General features: G+C 71.2%; 17 protein-coding genes. 14 read left to right on the top strand and 3 right to left on the bottom strand.

Going from position 1 to position 14,197, the window contains the following annotated elements:
- Positions 1 to 5: 5 nt before the first annotated feature.
- The 4 genes from ACFYZ8_RS33760 to ACFYZ8_RS33745 are packed head-to-tail and all read left to right on the top strand — an operon-like array spanning position 6 to position 4,607.
- Positions 6 to 1,331, top strand: a complete 1,326-nt coding sequence (locus ACFYZ8_RS33760) for an MFS transporter (RefSeq protein ID WP_389050431.1) — start codon at positions 6 to 8, stop codon at positions 1,329 to 1,331.
- Complete coding sequence (locus tag ACFYZ8_RS33755; protein WP_389050429.1) at positions 1,328 to 3,268, top strand: ABC transporter ATP-binding protein; 1,941 nt, start codon at positions 1,328 to 1,330, stop codon at positions 3,266 to 3,268. The genes ACFYZ8_RS33760 and ACFYZ8_RS33755 overlap by 4 nt, the downstream gene beginning before the upstream one ends.
- The gene (locus ACFYZ8_RS33750; RefSeq protein WP_389050426.1) at positions 3,265 to 3,840 is read left to right on the top strand and encodes a class I SAM-dependent methyltransferase; all 576 of its coding nucleotides are present in this window, start codon (positions 3,265 to 3,267) and stop codon (positions 3,838 to 3,840) included. The genes ACFYZ8_RS33755 and ACFYZ8_RS33750 overlap by 4 nt, the downstream gene beginning before the upstream one ends.
- A 29-nt stretch (positions 3,841 to 3,869) precedes the next feature.
- Positions 3,870 to 4,607 carry a class I SAM-dependent methyltransferase gene (locus tag ACFYZ8_RS33745; protein ID WP_389050424.1) on the top strand — a complete coding sequence of 246 codons (738 nt, stop codon included), beginning with the start codon at positions 3,870 to 3,872 and terminating at the stop codon, positions 4,605 to 4,607.
- A gap of 293 nt (positions 4,608 to 4,900) precedes the next feature.
- Here ACFYZ8_RS33745 and ACFYZ8_RS33740 read toward each other — a convergent pair whose 3' ends face one another.
- Positions 4,901 to 5,122 (bottom strand): hypothetical protein, encoded by a 222-nt coding sequence (locus ACFYZ8_RS33740; protein WP_389050421.1) that lies wholly within the window; start codon positions 5,120 to 5,122, stop codon positions 4,901 to 4,903.
- Positions 5,123 to 5,344: 222 nt separating this feature from the next.
- Here ACFYZ8_RS33740 and ACFYZ8_RS33735 point away from each other — a divergent pair, with 222 nt between their 5' ends.
- From ACFYZ8_RS33735 to ACFYZ8_RS33700, 8 genes are all read left to right on the top strand, one after another.
- Entirely contained in the window at positions 5,345 to 5,833 is a 489-nt protein-coding gene (locus ACFYZ8_RS33735) for a hypothetical protein (protein WP_389050419.1), read from the top strand.
- 614 nt (positions 5,834 to 6,447) lie between these two features.
- The gene (locus tag ACFYZ8_RS33730) at positions 6,448 to 6,837 is read left to right on the top strand and encodes a hypothetical protein (protein WP_389050418.1); all 390 of its coding nucleotides are present in this window, start codon (positions 6,448 to 6,450) and stop codon (positions 6,835 to 6,837) included.
- Between the two features lie 89 nt (positions 6,838 to 6,926).
- Positions 6,927 to 7,361: a hypothetical protein gene (locus ACFYZ8_RS33725; protein WP_389050417.1), complete on the top strand. Its 435-nt coding sequence runs from the start codon at positions 6,927 to 6,929 to the stop codon at positions 7,359 to 7,361.
- An 84-nt stretch (positions 7,362 to 7,445) separates the two neighbouring features.
- On the top strand, positions 7,446 to 8,000 hold the full coding sequence (locus tag ACFYZ8_RS33720) for a hypothetical protein (RefSeq protein WP_389050415.1): 555 nt from the start codon (positions 7,446 to 7,448) through the stop codon (positions 7,998 to 8,000).
- Positions 8,001 to 8,134: 134 nt separating this feature from the next.
- Positions 8,135 to 9,070, top strand: coding sequence for an AAA family ATPase (locus tag ACFYZ8_RS33715; protein ID WP_389050412.1), 936 nt, complete (start codon positions 8,135 to 8,137; stop codon positions 9,068 to 9,070).
- A 152-nt stretch (positions 9,071 to 9,222) separates the two neighbouring features.
- Positions 9,223 to 9,936 (top strand): hypothetical protein, encoded by a 714-nt coding sequence (locus ACFYZ8_RS33710; protein WP_389050410.1) that lies wholly within the window; start codon positions 9,223 to 9,225, stop codon positions 9,934 to 9,936.
- The gene (locus tag ACFYZ8_RS33705; RefSeq protein WP_389050776.1) at positions 9,936 to 10,346 is read left to right on the top strand and encodes a hypothetical protein; all 411 of its coding nucleotides are present in this window, start codon (positions 9,936 to 9,938) and stop codon (positions 10,344 to 10,346) included. The genes ACFYZ8_RS33710 and ACFYZ8_RS33705 overlap by 1 nt, the downstream gene beginning before the upstream one ends.
- Positions 10,347 to 10,381: 35 nt before the next feature.
- Positions 10,382 to 10,873 (top strand): hypothetical protein, encoded by a 492-nt coding sequence (locus ACFYZ8_RS33700; RefSeq protein ID WP_389050408.1) that lies wholly within the window; start codon positions 10,382 to 10,384, stop codon positions 10,871 to 10,873.
- On the opposite strand, the gene ACFYZ8_RS33695 is transcribed toward ACFYZ8_RS33700, so the two are convergent.
- Complete coding sequence (locus ACFYZ8_RS33695; RefSeq protein ID WP_389050406.1) at positions 10,843 to 11,202, bottom strand: hypothetical protein; 360 nt, start codon at positions 11,200 to 11,202, stop codon at positions 10,843 to 10,845. The two genes, ACFYZ8_RS33700 and ACFYZ8_RS33695, sit on opposite strands and share 31 nt — an antisense overlap.
- A gap of 133 nt (positions 11,203 to 11,335) precedes the next feature.
- Between ACFYZ8_RS33695 and ACFYZ8_RS33690 the strand changes: the two genes are divergently transcribed.
- Entirely contained in the window at positions 11,336 to 12,232 is an 897-nt protein-coding gene (locus ACFYZ8_RS33690) for a hypothetical protein (protein WP_389050404.1), read from the top strand.
- A 132-nt stretch (positions 12,233 to 12,364) separates the two neighbouring features.
- Entirely contained in the window at positions 12,365 to 13,222 is an 858-nt protein-coding gene (locus ACFYZ8_RS33685) for a hypothetical protein (protein ID WP_389050402.1), read from the top strand.
- A 175-nt stretch (positions 13,223 to 13,397) separates the two neighbouring features.
- On the opposite strand, the gene ACFYZ8_RS33680 is transcribed toward ACFYZ8_RS33685, so the two are convergent.
- A complete protein-coding gene (locus tag ACFYZ8_RS33680; RefSeq protein WP_389050399.1) occupies positions 13,398 to 13,955 on the bottom strand; it encodes a hypothetical protein in 558 nt (185 codons plus the stop codon).
- Positions 13,956 to 14,197: the final 242 nt, after the last annotated feature.

Below are 14,197 nucleotides of genomic sequence, written 5' to 3'. Positions count from 1 at the left end.
CACAGGTGGACCCTCAGGTCCTGTGGCGTCACCGCTCGTACGTGCTCTACGTGGCGGGCCAGGCGACCAGCGTCGCCGGATCGTCGGTGAGCAGCGTGGCCGTGCCCTACCTGGCCGTGGTCGAGCTGAACGCGTCCACGCTCGAGGTGTCCCTGCTCGCGTTCCTGACCCAGCTGCCCAGCCTGCTGGTCGCCCTGCACGCCGGGGCCCTGGCCGACCGGCATCCCAAACGGCCCCTCATGATCGGCGGGGACCTGGCCTGCCTGGTCCTGCTGCTCACCCTGCCGCTCGCTGCCGCGTTCGACCGGCTCACCCTTGAGCAGCTCATGGCGGTGGCCTTCCTCCAGGCCACGGCGGCGGTCGTCCACGACGCCGCCGCCATCGCCTACCTGCCCACCCTGCTGGACCGCTCCTTGCTGCAGCGCGGCAACAGTCTCCTCGGCGGCCTGTTCTCCCTCTCCGCGACGGCCGGCAACAGCCTCGGCGCGGCCCTGGTCTCCCTCCTGGGGGCGGCCCGCGCCCTCCTCGCGGATGCTCTCTCGTACGCCGCCAGCGCCTGGTGCACGACCCGCATCCGCATTCCCGAGCCCCCGCCGCCGACTCGGACCGGGAGAGAAAGGCTGCGTTCGGAGATCGCCGAGGGCGTGCGCTACGTCTTCGCCGACACGACCCTGCGCACCCTCACCCTCACCAACTCGACCATGAGCTTCGCCCTGGGCGTGCTCAACACCGTGTGGGCGCTGTACCTACTGCGCGAACTCCACTTCACCGCGACGGCGTTCGGCCTCGTGATGGGGGCTGCCGCCCTCGGCAGCTGCGCCGGCGCGCTGTCCGCCCCGCGCATGACCCGGTTGGTCGGACCCGGTCCGATGATGCTCACCGCGCTCATCCTGACCCCGATCACCCAGCTTCCCCTGCTGATCGCGTCACCGGGGCGCTCCTGGCAGATTGCGATCGGCGCCGCGCTCACCGTCCAGCTGATGTGCGCGGCGGCGGCCGGCACCACCCAGCGCTCCATCCGGCAGATGATCACCACGCCCCGTCTGCAGGGACGCATGCAGGCGGTCAGCACCTGGCTCACAGGCGGCTCACGCCCCTTCGCCGCACCCCTCGCCGGAGCCATCGGCACCCTGCACGGGGTACGCAGCGCCCTGGTCGCCGGCACCGTTCTGCTGCTCGTCCCCCTCGTCGTCCTGGCCTCCTCCCCGCTGCGCTCGCTGCGTGCCCTGCCGATGACGGCCGCCGATCCCGGCGGTGATGCCCCTTCAGCGGCGGAGGTCCCGGCCGCTGCCGACCCACGCCTTCACCAGCAGGAAGGAAAACGGCAATGACGGAGACCGCTGACCGCCTGCATGGCGAGAGCGGCGAGACCGACGACGTAGATGCGCCGCCTGCCGCCGAGGAGGAGCTGGCGTTCAACCACCCCGGCGGGGACAGCCTGGAGCTGGCCGACCTGCTCACCGGACGGACCATGGCCCGCCGGCTTCCCTCACTGATCCGCAGGACCTTCGCCCTGGCCTGGGAGGTCGACCGCACCACCGTCGTCGCCCTGCTGGTCTGCCAGGTCATCTCCGGGATCTCGGGGGCGCTCGGTCTGTTCGCCACCACCGCGGCGCTGTCCGTGCTCATCGAGACGGCCGACGATCCCAGCCGGCTTCCCGCGGCGATCCCGGCCGTGGCCGTCCTCGCCGGGACGGCCGGCTTGCGCGCGTTGCTCGGCATCGCCATCCAGGCGCTGTCCAACCGGCTCTCGCCCCGCATCTCCCGGGAGGCGGAGTACAAGATGCTGGAGGCGGCCACCAACGCCGAACAGGCCGCCTACGACCACCCCGGCTTCAACGACCGCTACGACGCCGCCGAGCGGGGCGTCGACGTCAGCCGCGACATGATCGGGCAGTCCCAGAACTACGTCTCGTCGCTCACCACGCTGATCGCGGCCGGGGTCGTTCTCGCCAGCCTCTACCCGCTGTTGTTGCCTCTGCTGCTCCTGGCGGCCGTGCCGCAGGCGATCGCCGGCATCCGGGGCGAGCGGATCACCTACCTCGCGGTGGTCGCCACCCACAAGGACCGGCGGGTGAAGACCATGCTGCGCTGGCACCTGATCGCCAAAGACCAGTCCGACCAGGTCCGAACCGACACGCTGGCCCCCTACCTGCTCGCCAAGTACAGGGCCAGCGCCGAGCGAGTGGAAGCCACCAGCGACGCCGCCGCCTGGGACCGGGCCAAGATCGCCGTCATCGGTGCCGCCGCCTCCGGGCTGGCGTCCTCGGCGGTGTGGGGTGCGGTGTTCGGCCTGCTCGCAACCGGCCGGATCTCGGCCGCAGCGGCCGGCACCGCCGTTTTCGCATTGCGCACCGCTGCCACCGGTCTGCAGGGACTCGTCGGCTACGGCCGCGACCTGCTGCGCACCGGCCTCTACCTCGACGACTGGGAGCGGTTCGTCACGGAGGCCGCCGGCCAGCGTCTGGACCGCGGCACCCTCATCCCCTCGCGGCCGCGCCACATCGCCTTGCGGAACGTCTCATTCCGGTATCCGGGGGCGGACGAAGACACCCTCCATGACGTCGACTTGGACGTCCGCCAGGGCGAGATCGTGGCCGTCGTCGGGGAGAACGGTTCGGGCAAGTCGACCCTGATGAAACTGCTGTCCGGGCTGAACCTGCCGACCAGCGGCGTCGTCACCTGGGACGGCGTCAGTGTCTGCGACCTCGACCCGCACGCGATGTGGCGGCAAACGTCCGTGGTCCCGCAGGACTTCGCCCGCTGGCCCATGACCGCGCGCGAGAACATCACCCTGGGCCAGCCGCACGCCGAGGGCGACGCGGCCGTCCATCGCGCCGCGCGGTCCAGCGGAGCCGACGACGTGATCAACACCCTCCGCTCCGGGCTGGGCACGTTGCTGGCCCGGGAGTGGTGGGGCGGTGTGGCGCTGTCTCCCGGACAGTGGCAGCGCATCGCGGTGGCCCGACCCGCGCACCGGGACGCTGGACTGCTCGTCATGGACGAGCCCACCTCGGACCTCGACCCGCGGGCCGAGCACCGGATTTTCACCGGGCTGCGCGACATGGCCGGTGACCGGGCCGTCGTCCTGGTGACCCACAACCTCGCAAATACCTCCGTCGCCGACCGCATCGTCGTCATGGACAAAGGCCGCGTGGTGCAGGAAGGCACCTTCCACGAACTGGTCAGTCAGCCCGGACTCATGCAGGAACTGTGGCTCCTGCAGCAGGACCGAGCCGCCTACCGCACCGAAGGGAACAACGCGTGAGCGCCTCTGCTGCCGACTACTGGGAGCCCCGGTGGGCCGCCGGCCGCCGCTACCGGCAGATCACCGGCACCGAGGCCCAGCTCATGGCCGAACACCTCGGCCAAGGCCACGGGCGGCCGGCGCTCGATGTGGGGTGCGGCGACGGTTCCCTTGTCCGCCATCTGCACCACCAGCTCGGCTACCGGTCCACCGGCATCGACTGTGCACCCAGCGCCATCGCCCTCGCCACGGATGGCGCAGCGGGCACCGGCGATCACCCTCAGTTCCGGGTCATGGACTTCGCCACCGACGACCTGGGCGAGCTGCCCGAGAAGGCGTACGCGGTCATCGCCTGCCGGCTTGTCTTCCGGTTCATCACCGACAAGGCAGGCTTCCTGGAACGCGTCCGTCAACTCCTCGTCCCCGGCGGGACCTTCTGGGTGGTCACCGAGCTCGCCGACCGGCGCTCCAACGACGATCCCCTCAAGAGCCTGGGCATCACCGCGCCCGACGTCGAACTCCTCACCGCCCGCTGGTCGAGCGTGACCGCCGCCGACCTCGACCTGCTGGCGTGCTTCGCCTTGCGCCCGTGACATTCCACCCTCGATCGGAGAGGACCCCATTGAACAGCGATCACACCAACCTGGCGGCCTGGACCGCGTACGGCCGGCATCACATCGAACGGGCCACCGACGTTGCCGAAGTCGGCCGTATCGCCTGGGGTTTCTGGCCGAGCGGCCCCGGTGCCGAGGTCCTGGGCGACCTGTCCGGCAAGCGGGTCCTCGACCTCGGTTCCGGGCTGGGCAAGTACGCCGCCCATCTGGTGCGGGAGTACGGCGCCGTGGTCGACGCCGTCGAGTCCTCCCCCACCCAGCACGAACGCGCCCTCGCCCGGTACGCCACCGTGCCGGGACTCAACCTGCTGCACGCCGACGCCGTGGAGTATCTGCAACAGGCCCAGCCGTACGACGTCATCTACTCGATCCATGGCTTCGGCTACATCGACCCGCACCGTCTGCTCCCGGCCCTGCGTTGCGCTCTGAAGCCCGGCGGGCTCCTGTGCTTCTCCGTCCTGCACACCAACTCCGACGGCCGCGGTCCCTCACCGAGCGTCGTACCCCGCCCCGAACTCCTCCCGCTCGCCGGCGGCGATCCGCTGACGGTCCAGATGTGGGTGCTCACGCCGAAGCTGTGGGAGGACCTCCTGGTCGACAACGAACTGTTCATCGACGGAATCGACATCCTCAACGCTCCAGAGGCGACCAGTCGTGTCTCCTGCCGACTCTTCCGGGCGCGCCGTCGTGTTCCACCGGAGCGGCGGTCCCATCGGCAGAACTTGTCCACAGGGCAGGGCTCGTAGCGTGTCGGTGTCCCCGCAGCTCCCGGCCGTGCACCGACCCCGTGTGACCGGCCGGGTCCGGCCGAGATGAATGCCCCGCGTCCGGCATAGGCCCTGGTCAGGCCGATGACTGCCCGACACAGGGCCCTCGGCCCGCCGGGGTGTCGCCGGCCGGTCCCCCGCGGCCTGGTGACACCCCGGCCCGCACCGCGCTGCGGTCGCCGCCTCTGCCGTTTGACGCGGCCGCACACGGACAGGCGGCCAACAAGCAGGACGGGCCCGGCACCCACCGGCCTGGATGAGGCGTTCGAGGCCTACACATCGCCCGTGGTCTCGGTGAGCGTGATCTGCTGGTCGGTTACGTCGGAGTCGCTGTAGGGGCGGGCGATCGAGGACCCGTCCCACTGGATGTAGTAGCAGCCCATGCCGCTGGTCGACTCCCACGACGTGGTGCGGACCGTGCCGTCCTGCTTTCCGTGGGGCGTCGGCCGCTGAACGCGGTCCTCGGGCTCGAAGTGCAGCGTGATGGTCACCAAGCGCTTCCTCCTTGGTCGTGTGCCGGCAGCTCGTGCGGGGTGGTGATCAACATGAGGCGAGCCGTGGTCCTCTGCGGGGACGCCAGTCCCCTTCCCGCACACCCGCACACACAATGACGCTTAAGTGTTGCACCCAAAGGCTCCCGAGAGTATCATCTTAAGCGTCACAATGGGGTGACTTGCCGCTAGCCATCCCCTTCGTGAGATCGGAGCCCCTACGCGTTGCCCGCCCCGCTCGGCCACCGGCAAAACAGCGCCCTGCAGAAGCTCGCCAGCCACAACTCCGGCTCGTGGACACCTGCGTGCGGGTGGCTGATCGGCACCGCCTCCGAGACGCGCAGGATTCCCGACTCGCTCGCCGCGCGGGGCCTCGCCGTGCGGACATCGGTCCGCCCGCCTCGCTACACGATCACCGTGAAGGGGCTCGCGGAGCTGGGCTGGTACACGTGCGCGGACTGCTCACGCCTGACCCGGCGCCCTTACTTCGCCCGCACAGACGGGCAGCGGATAGTGCGGTGCGAGCAGTGCCACGAGCTGTCCACGTTCGGCCTGTGCGAGCGATGCGACGGGGACTGCAGCGACGGTCTGCCCGTACCCCGGATCGGCGCCTGGCACCTGATGCTCAGCCGCACCTGCCTGGCGGTGATGTACTGCGAGTCCGCCGAGGCGGCCGGCGCACGCTTGTGCGGCAACGCGGCACCCCTCCGCTGATCCGGCCCGGCTTGTACATCCACCGGTCGCCACGCGCGCCGTCACGGACGCGACCGCCCCCTCCATCCGGCGATCCAGGGTCGGCCATCCGCCGGCACACGCGAGAGACGCTTAAGACTTGCGGAGCCGCATCCGCCGACCGTACAGTCTTAAGCGTCACGATGGCGTGGAGAGGCCGCGTCGTAGCCGATGACGTAAAGGAGGGGCGCATGCGCATGTTTGACCAGGCCCCCGCACGCGGGCGCCACCGGCGGCGCCTGGCGATGCGGCAGCAGCCGCTGCTCCGCAAGTCCGCTGCAGGGCGTGCCGGTTGCGCGGAACGGCCTGGGGCTGACTGGCCGCCGGCCTCGGGCACGCGCCCCGGAGCTCGCTCGGCGATCCGCTCTCGCGCCACGGTTCTGGGCGGCGCCCTCGGCGCGGGCCGGGTGCCCGTCAACCATCCACACCTGCCATCACCCAGACTCGACATCCGCGCGGCCGCCGACGCGGATCGGAGCTGTGCCGCCGCGCCCGGGAGGAACGAACCGGGGGCGGGGCGGCGCCGACCGGCACTGACTGGAGGGCCGCTTCGCACCCGCCCCGCCCGCTCGCCTCGAATTCCGGAGACCACCGACATGACCGACCCGCTGCCGCTGCGGCACGAGGATGAAGCCCAGCGCGCTGGAGAGCTGGTGGAGGCCTGGAGCCTGCTGCGGATGTTCGTCGCGCGGGAGCCGGCCCTCGCCGGCGCGCTCGCGACGATCGACACCACCGACTTGTCGGGGCCGTTGGACGGCCCCGCGATCGAACTCGCCCTGGGAGAGGCGCGGGCCGACCTGGACCGCACTGCCGCCTTGGCCGAGCTCGAGCGGCGACGCCGCGCGGCCGGGGTGACGCCGGACGCGCGGTGCACCGCCTGCGGCCATAACAGCACGGCGCATGCGCACCGCATGGAGTCCGGCCGGCTGCCCTGCCCGGCTGGCGGCTGCGGCTGCCGCGACTTGGTCCTGGTGGTCGGCGGCTGATCCCTCGTCCCGTCCCATCCGCTTGATCCGCCTGCTCGCACAGCCGCCGTCGCGGGCAGGCGTACACCGCTATCCAGGAATGGAGATCCGTGAAGCACCAACAGGTCGCCCGCCGCGCCTGGGACGCTCTCGTCCAGGCCGTCGCCGGCAACGTCGACGGCGCGCTGGAGCAGCTGGTCGGCAATGTGCCGGAGAGCCAGGCGTCGTTCGGGCTGTGCTGCGACGTCGCCGAGGCCGGCGCCCGGGCCCTGTGCCGAATACACGGGCTGTTGCCGGCTGCAGCGCAGTTCACCCTCGTCGAGTACGTGCCCGGGAGCCTGGACGCGGTGCCGGGGCGGGCGTTGGCCGCCCGCTTCCTGGAGACGTACGCCAACGGCGACGACGCCGGTGCGCACGACCTGTACGCGGCCGCCGCGGCCCGCGGCCGCCCCGAGCGCCTCGCGTTCGCACGCGAGCTGCTGGCCATCGTGGCCCGCCTGGTGCAGTCCACGACCACCGCTGACGCCTCCAGGTATGCCGCGTGAGCCGGTCCGCACGCATCGCGGCGCCTTCGATCAGGTGCCGTATTCTCACCGAAACTGCAAGTCTTAGGAGTCAAAGGCAGAGTCATGACCGATTCAGAAACGCCCATCGACCTCACCAAACGCACCGAGCCGCTGAGCCTGACCGAGATCTCGAAGGCCTTCCGGCTCGGCCGCACCGCGGCCCAGCGGTGGCACCTTCCGCAGAAGCAGAAGCTCGCCGGAGGGAAACCCACGCGGGAAGTGCCGCTGCTCCACGAGATCGCCGAGAAGATCGGCGTCGAACTCGACCCGGAGATGGTCGGCGGCAGCCGGCCTCGCTACCCGGTCGAGGTGGTCCTGGCTCTCGGCAAGGCCCTCGGGTACCTGGACTCCAAGGGCAAGTACGTGGAGGAACAGGAAGGCACCAGCCGGCGGTGGCTGCCGAAGCACCCGACCATCGATCCCGAAACCGGGCGCAAGAGGGTGTACGTCAACCACTTCACCAAGGCTCTGGGCCTGGGCGAGAGTGCGATTCCCACCGCACTGAGCCGCGGCAGCTTCCCTGAGCCTGACGGTACGGACGAGATGAGCCGGATCTACTGGTGGGTGCCGACGGCTAACAAGGAACTCAAGAAAAGGAACCGAACAGAGCGGTTCTGAGCTGCGAAAACACCAGAAAACAGGTATACTCTTAAGCGTCAAAGGGCGTTGGTCCCGGCACCGGCCAGGCGACTGGACATCTCTGGGCTGGTGCCGGGATCACGCTGGAACACCGAGCGGTTCCCGGAGGAACCTTGACGGATACCACGACGCATCCTGGCCCCGGTGCTGCCGCAGCACAGGCTACCCGGCCCGAGAGGTACCGGTTCGACAAGGCCGTACGCAAGCAGCGCCACGCTCGCATGGCGCTGGACGGGCCCCCCGGCTCGGGCACGCTGTACACCGCGCTCGCCCTGGCCACCGCCATCGGCAAGAAGGTCGCCGCGATCGACACCCAGCGCGGCAGGGCCAGCGTCTACGCCGACACCTTCCCCTTCGACATGTGCCCGCCGCTGTCGTACTTTTCGCCCGAGACGCTGATCACCGCACTCGCGCACTGCGCGGACCAGGGCTACGACACCGTGGTCATCTCGACCCTCAGCCAGTTCTGGAACGGCCCCGGCGGCGTGCGGGAGAAGGCCGTCCGCGCGGGCAAGCGTGGCGCAACCAGCGGCTGGAACGAGGTGAGGCCGCTGGAGTGGAGGATGCTCGACGCCCTCATGGGCTACCCCGGCCACGTGTTCGTCACGGTCCGAGACAGGCTCGACTACGTCAGCGAGCCGGACGAGTACGGCAACCAGCGCAGGCGAGTGATCCCGCTGGGACCGAGCTGGCGCGACGGCCTGGAGTACGAGTTCGACATCGTCGCCACGATGCATCACCCGCACACACTGGTCGTCACCAAGGCACCCACTGCTGATCTCGCGGGTGCGGTCGAGCCGGAGCCCGGCGCCGCCTTCGCGGCCCGCATCAAGGCGTACCTCGACCAGGGCGCACCGATCGAGCCGGTCGACGACCTCGTGGCCGAGGCGCGGGTGCCGGGCCTGTCCTTCGAGGAGCTGGGAGACCTGATGAACCGGGTCCGGCTGCGGCAGGCGGAGGGCTACCCGCTGCTGCTTCCCGACAACACCGGCACCACGCTCGGCGCGTACATCGCCCAGCGCGGCAACGAGCTGCGCGCCGACCGCTAGCCGCGCCCGGTCCGCCTCCGGCGGAGCCCGTCCCCCCATCTTTCGCCTCAACCGCCCAGCAGCACCGGCCCGTTCGCCCCGTGCTGCCCTGGCGCGGCCCGTCGCGGCCGCGCCTGCGGATGAGGCCTTTCCCCAACGTCCCAAGGATGTGCATGCCCCACACGCTGATCGACCCTGCACCGATCTACGCCCTGCTCGACAGCTACCGGGCCCTGGCCGACCGGCACAAGGCTGCCCTCGACCCGTATCTCGACGCCGACGGCGAGCTCGAGGCCGATCGGGAGGAGGAGTACGACGAGCAGGAGCTGGCCATCGCGCGGGAGACCCGGCAGTGGCTGGAGGAGGCCATGAGCACGCTGACCGAGCTGGTCCGGCTGCCCGACGGCCAGCAGGTGACCGTGCCCGGCCGGGACGGTCTGCGTTTCCCCCTCATCACCGGCACGCTCGACGACAACGCTCGCGCCGCCTTCCGCACCGGCCAGTGCCACGCCATGGCCCGCGCCCTGTCCGACACCACCGGCTGGCCCATGGCCGTCCTCATCAGCGACTACTGCGGCAACGACCCTGACCTGTGCGGCGCCGAGGAGGTGAGCGACGGGGTCTGCGCCTGCCAGCTGGAGCACCTCGTGGTCGTGCACCCCGACGGCGTGCACATCGACATCACCGGCGCCTACCCGCCGGGCACCGTTCCCGACTACGAGGACCAGGAGGCCATCGCGGTCGACGAGCGGCTCTGGTCACACCTGCTGCGCTCGCCGAACTGGCGCAGGCCCGCGCTCGACGTGGCCCGCACCTTCGTCGGCCCGCTGATGGCGTCGCTTCCCCCGGCGCTGCGGACGCTGACCGCGACGAAGGACGTCGCGTGATGCGGCAGGTGGTGACGGGGCTGGGTCGCGCCGCCGTCGACGGCGCGGCCCGCTTGCTCCTCCGCCTGGCGGACACAGTGACCAGCCGCTCCCGCGTCCCCAACCCGGTCGCGGCTGTACGGGCCATCCGCGTGTCGGCCGCCTCGGGCAGCGACTGCTGCAAGACCGTCCACGACCACCTGCGCGCCGCCGGACTCCTCACCGATCAGGACCACGACGTGTGCGGTGCCGCCTGCGCTCCCTGCCCCGTTCAGGACCTGCTGGACGTCCTCGGCCCCTGGGGCCTGCGCGGCGCCGTCCGCACCGCCGTCGAGCTGTACGACACCTACGGCGACCCCGACGACGTGCTCTCCACCACCCAGGTCGAGCAACTCCGCCTGGCCACAGCGCACTTCCACGCCGACGACTGACCGCCCCGCCGCCCGCTGCAGAAAGGGACTCCCCGTTGACCGGCCTCGCCGTCCACCCCGTCCTCGCCACGCTGCTCAACGCCTTCGACGACTCCCGCCAGACGGTCATCACCGAGGCCGCGTACGCCACCGGCCTGCTGTGGCCATGCCTCAACTCCGCCTGCTCCACCCAGAGCAATCCGGGCAACGCCGAGTTGTGCTCCGGCTGCGGCTACGACCGCACCGGCAAGCCCATCTCCGACGTCGAGCCTGGCCTCTACCCCATCCCGCCCGAGCTCTGGGAGGAGCTGCGGCATCACCTGCGCACCTGGTTCGCGCAGCGGACCGAGCCCACACCGGACGCGGTGACCTTCCCCTACCGGTCGCAGAACACCCCGTGGTTCCTGCGCGAGGTGACCGCCCACTACGGCGGCCGCACCGAGACCCTCGATGCCGGCTTCGACAACACCGAGATCGACGAGACCCTCACGGCCATCGCCGACGAGGCCGAGCCGAACTACGGCGAGGACCTGCGCATCACCCTGTGAACCCCCATCCCGCCCGCGCCGACTGCCGGGCACCCTTCAGGAGCAACCCCCTCATGGTCGGCTCGCTCACGGCTGCCGATTGCGCCGAGCTTCCCCTGCCCGGCGGGGGCCAGCTGAGCGTGCGCACGCTGTCCGGACCACACGGCCGCGCCCGCTACCTCGTACGCGGCCGCCACGTGCGCGGCACGCTGGTCGTCATCCCCCACACCACCTACGACGGCCCGGTGCTGGCCGAGCAGGTCCGCGTCCAGTTCGGCGACGGTCCCGACCGGGCGCCCCACGGGCAGTCCCGCCTGGACGAGCCGGTCGTACGCGGCGTCCGGGTCCACGGCCACACCGCCGCGCTCGGCCCTCGCGCGGTCACCGCCAACAGGCCGATGCTGTGCGGTGACGCGGTGGCCGTGCGCAAGGACGGGCGGACCCGGCGCATCCCGGAACGGCGCGCGCAACGTCCTCGAGTCCGTGGTCGTCGCCGTGGTGCGGCACTGGCAGCAGCGCCACGACCGCGACGCCCTGATCCTGGCCGCCGCCCAGCACCGTGCCGGCGACCGGGCCGCTTGGGAGGAGCGCCATGTCCGCGCCCTGGAGGGCGAGTTGGCCACTGTGCGTGCCCAGCGGGCACGCGCACGCCGCTGCATCAACCAGATCACCGGCCTGGTCAGGCGCCGACAGCCGGCCATCCTGCCGCCGGCCACGACACCGGCTCGACTCACGCTCGTCGACGGCGCGGGCACCGCGCTGGGGGTGGTGACGGTCCGGGAGCGGGAGGTGATCGCCGCCCAGGGGCGGGTGGTGTACGAAGTCCACGGCGCCCGGATCCACGGCCTGTTCACCGTCGGCCCCGACCGCTACAGCAGCGACCCCGTCCCAGGCGGCATCTACGTCTTCTACGGCTGCCCCACCGGCACCGGCTGGTACGACCGCGCCTGCCGCGACGAGCCCACGGTCAACGGCGTCCAGCTGTCCGGCGGATGGAGCCACCCTCGCAGCAGCGACATCACTCCCACGGCGCCGAGCCGGCTGCCGGCCAGCGTGCGGATCGACGACACCCGCTCCCACTCGGCGCCGTACGCCACAAGCATCCGGGCCGGCGCTATCCTGCGCGCCCTGGCCCTGCACTACCTGGCCCGGCCGGACGTGGCCGGGCTGCGGATCGCCGCCGGGAAGCTGCGCGCCGAGGAGAACCTGAAGGCCGCCCGCGCCCAGGCGGCCCGGCTGCGCCGCGAGGAAGCCCGGGTCGCGAGGAAGCTGCGTCACCGCACCGGTCAGCACCGCAAGTTCACCGCGCTGCTCCCGCAGGCCTCCTCCGAGCAGGCCGCGGGTGAGGCCCGCTCGTGCGGAGCGGCTCGTGCCGCCTGAGCACAAGACCACATCCCAGGCGGCTCGGGACCCACCACCCGGAAGCCTCCCCGAAGTCCGTCACGGACCCGAGGGAAGAAGCCACATCCCGCTGACGCACCGATCTGTCCACACCGATGAAGGGATTCCCGCATGACCTCGCGACGCTACGTCGACATTCCGCGACCCCACCAGCTGAGCCCGGGCCGCTTCCAGGCCGACCTGTACTTCCCGGCCAGCGCCCCGAAGCGGGCGCGGCAGCAGCACGCCGTCGCCACGGAGCTCGCCCGGATCTACGGCGTCAACGCCACCATCCCCGCCCTGGACGGTCCCGACGGATCCGTCGCCCAGGCGCCGGTCACCGGCCGCCTGGACTACCGCCGTCTGAAGGTGCAGGGCAAGCCGCGCTCGCTCGCCCGCTACCTCGCCGCCCTGCGGCGTGTCCTGACCTCCGTCGAGCGGCTGGCCACCCGGGCCGCCCGGGCCTTCGGCAGCTGGCGCCGCTCCCTGCTCACGGTGCTGTCCGGACACCTGGATGACGAGACTCCCTCCACGCTGCGTGCTCGCGCGGCCGGCTTTCGTGCCGAGGTCCTGAGCACGCTGATCTCCTACCTCGCGCGCGGCCCGCAGCAGCTCCCCCGCCGTGATCCGTCCCGGCCGCTGTGGGAGGAGGCCGAAGGCATGGCGTTCGAGGTGTGGCAGCAGGTGGGCGGCATCGACCCGTGGGCCGTGACCGCGGAAGAGATCGACGCCGAGCTCCAGCAGATGCTGCACACCGACCTGTCCGTCGTTGAGCAGCCGGAGACTGAAGACGTGCCGGCGGTGCAGTTCACGATGCCGGAGACGGTCGCTGAGCTGCTGGAGCAGTCCGGACCCGCCGAGCAGGCCCCCCTCGAGGATGTCGTCCATCAGAAGATCGTGATCACGGCGCGCGGTCCCGCTGGCGCTTCGGTTCGTATGCCGGCAGCAGCACGCCGTGCCGTACGACTCGCGGGTGCCGGATCGCGCTGACGTCGTCACCGCCGCTGGTCGTGGCTTCAGGTGCTGTCCGCGCGTTCGCCGTGCGGACAGCACCTCCCCTGCTTCGTGCCCTGACCGCAGGCGGCCATCTGGTGCCGGTCTGACGGGAAGCACCCCTTCTTCGCCTGCCGGTTTGGCACGCGAAGAAGGGGTGCTTCACCACGTGTCATCGCCGGCGCAGGTCGATGCCGCGCTCGCTCGCCAGGGCCAGCAGCGATGTGACGGTGGTGCCCTCACGAAGGCGGCGGCGGACCTGCCGTCCGTCCAGGACGACGTCCAGCGCAGCGGGACCAACTCCCCAGGCCTTGCAGGCCTGTACAGTCGCGGCGCCGTCCACGCCCAGGGCCCGCATCCAGGTCTCCAGTTCCGGGGTCGTCAGACCGAGCGCGGCCCAGGCGGCGGTTCGCTCACGCAGCAGATGCTGCCGCATCCGGGGCGCGAGCGTGGCGATCAGCTGCTTCACCTGGGAGCGTTCCGCGGGGCGGGGACGGGTGTTGCGGCGGGGTGAGCTGGTGCGCGAAGCGGCCGTGCGGCTTCGCTGGATGACGCGCTGCAGTTCGGGCCCGAGATCGAGGCCTTCTCGGGCGGCGATGGCCTGGGCGTTAGGTGTCCGGTGGCGCGTGGCGCGGGCCAGGCGCGCGGGCGACGGGCCTTCGGCCGGGGAGGGGCGCAGGTATGCCCAGATAGCGGTCAGTTCGGGGTCGGTGAAGTGCGGCTCGGCCACGGGGTGCCTCCAGGTTGCAGCGGTTTCGGGCATGCAAAAGGGCCCCGTGCCATCGGCAACGGGGCCCTGTAAGGGGTCGTAGAGAGAAAACCAGTGGGGGTGGGTCGTGTCGGTCCGCCGGTTCAGCAGCGGCGGACGGCGGGTGGCTCCTTCAGATGGGGCGCAGCCCGCGTAGAGCGGCCAGCGTAGCCATTTTTCTCGCCAGCTTCTGAGAGTTGCCGAAAAATGCAGGTCATGGGCGT

It is taken from the genome of Streptomyces sp. NPDC001668 (assembly GCF_042893155.1).
In the GTDB taxonomy this organism is placed as follows: Bacteria; Actinomycetota; Actinomycetes; order Streptomycetales; family Streptomycetaceae; genus Streptomyces.
Note: the sequence above shows the minus strand (reverse complement) of the source record. Positions and strands in the feature narration are given on the sequence as shown.

Excerpts from the sequence above, each read along its gene's own strand:
- ACFYZ8_RS33710 (WP_389050410.1), top strand. The coding sequence starts at position 9,223 with ATGCCCCACACGCTGATCGACCCTGCACCGATCTACGCCCTGCTCGAC.
- ACFYZ8_RS33730 (WP_389050418.1), top strand. The coding sequence starts at position 6,448 with ATGACCGACCCGCTGCCGCTGCGGCACGAGGATGAAGCCCAGCGCGCT.
- ACFYZ8_RS33755 (WP_389050429.1), top strand. The coding sequence starts at position 1,328 with ATGACGGAGACCGCTGACCGCCTGCATGGCGAGAGCGGCGAGACCGAC.
- ACFYZ8_RS33685 (WP_389050402.1), top strand. The coding sequence starts at position 12,365 with ATGACCTCGCGACGCTACGTCGACATTCCGCGACCCCACCAGCTGAGC.
- ACFYZ8_RS33720 (WP_389050415.1), top strand. The coding sequence starts at position 7,446 with ATGACCGATTCAGAAACGCCCATCGACCTCACCAAACGCACCGAGCCG.
- ACFYZ8_RS33705 (WP_389050776.1), top strand. The coding sequence starts at position 9,936 with ATGCGGCAGGTGGTGACGGGGCTGGGTCGCGCCGCCGTCGACGGCGCG.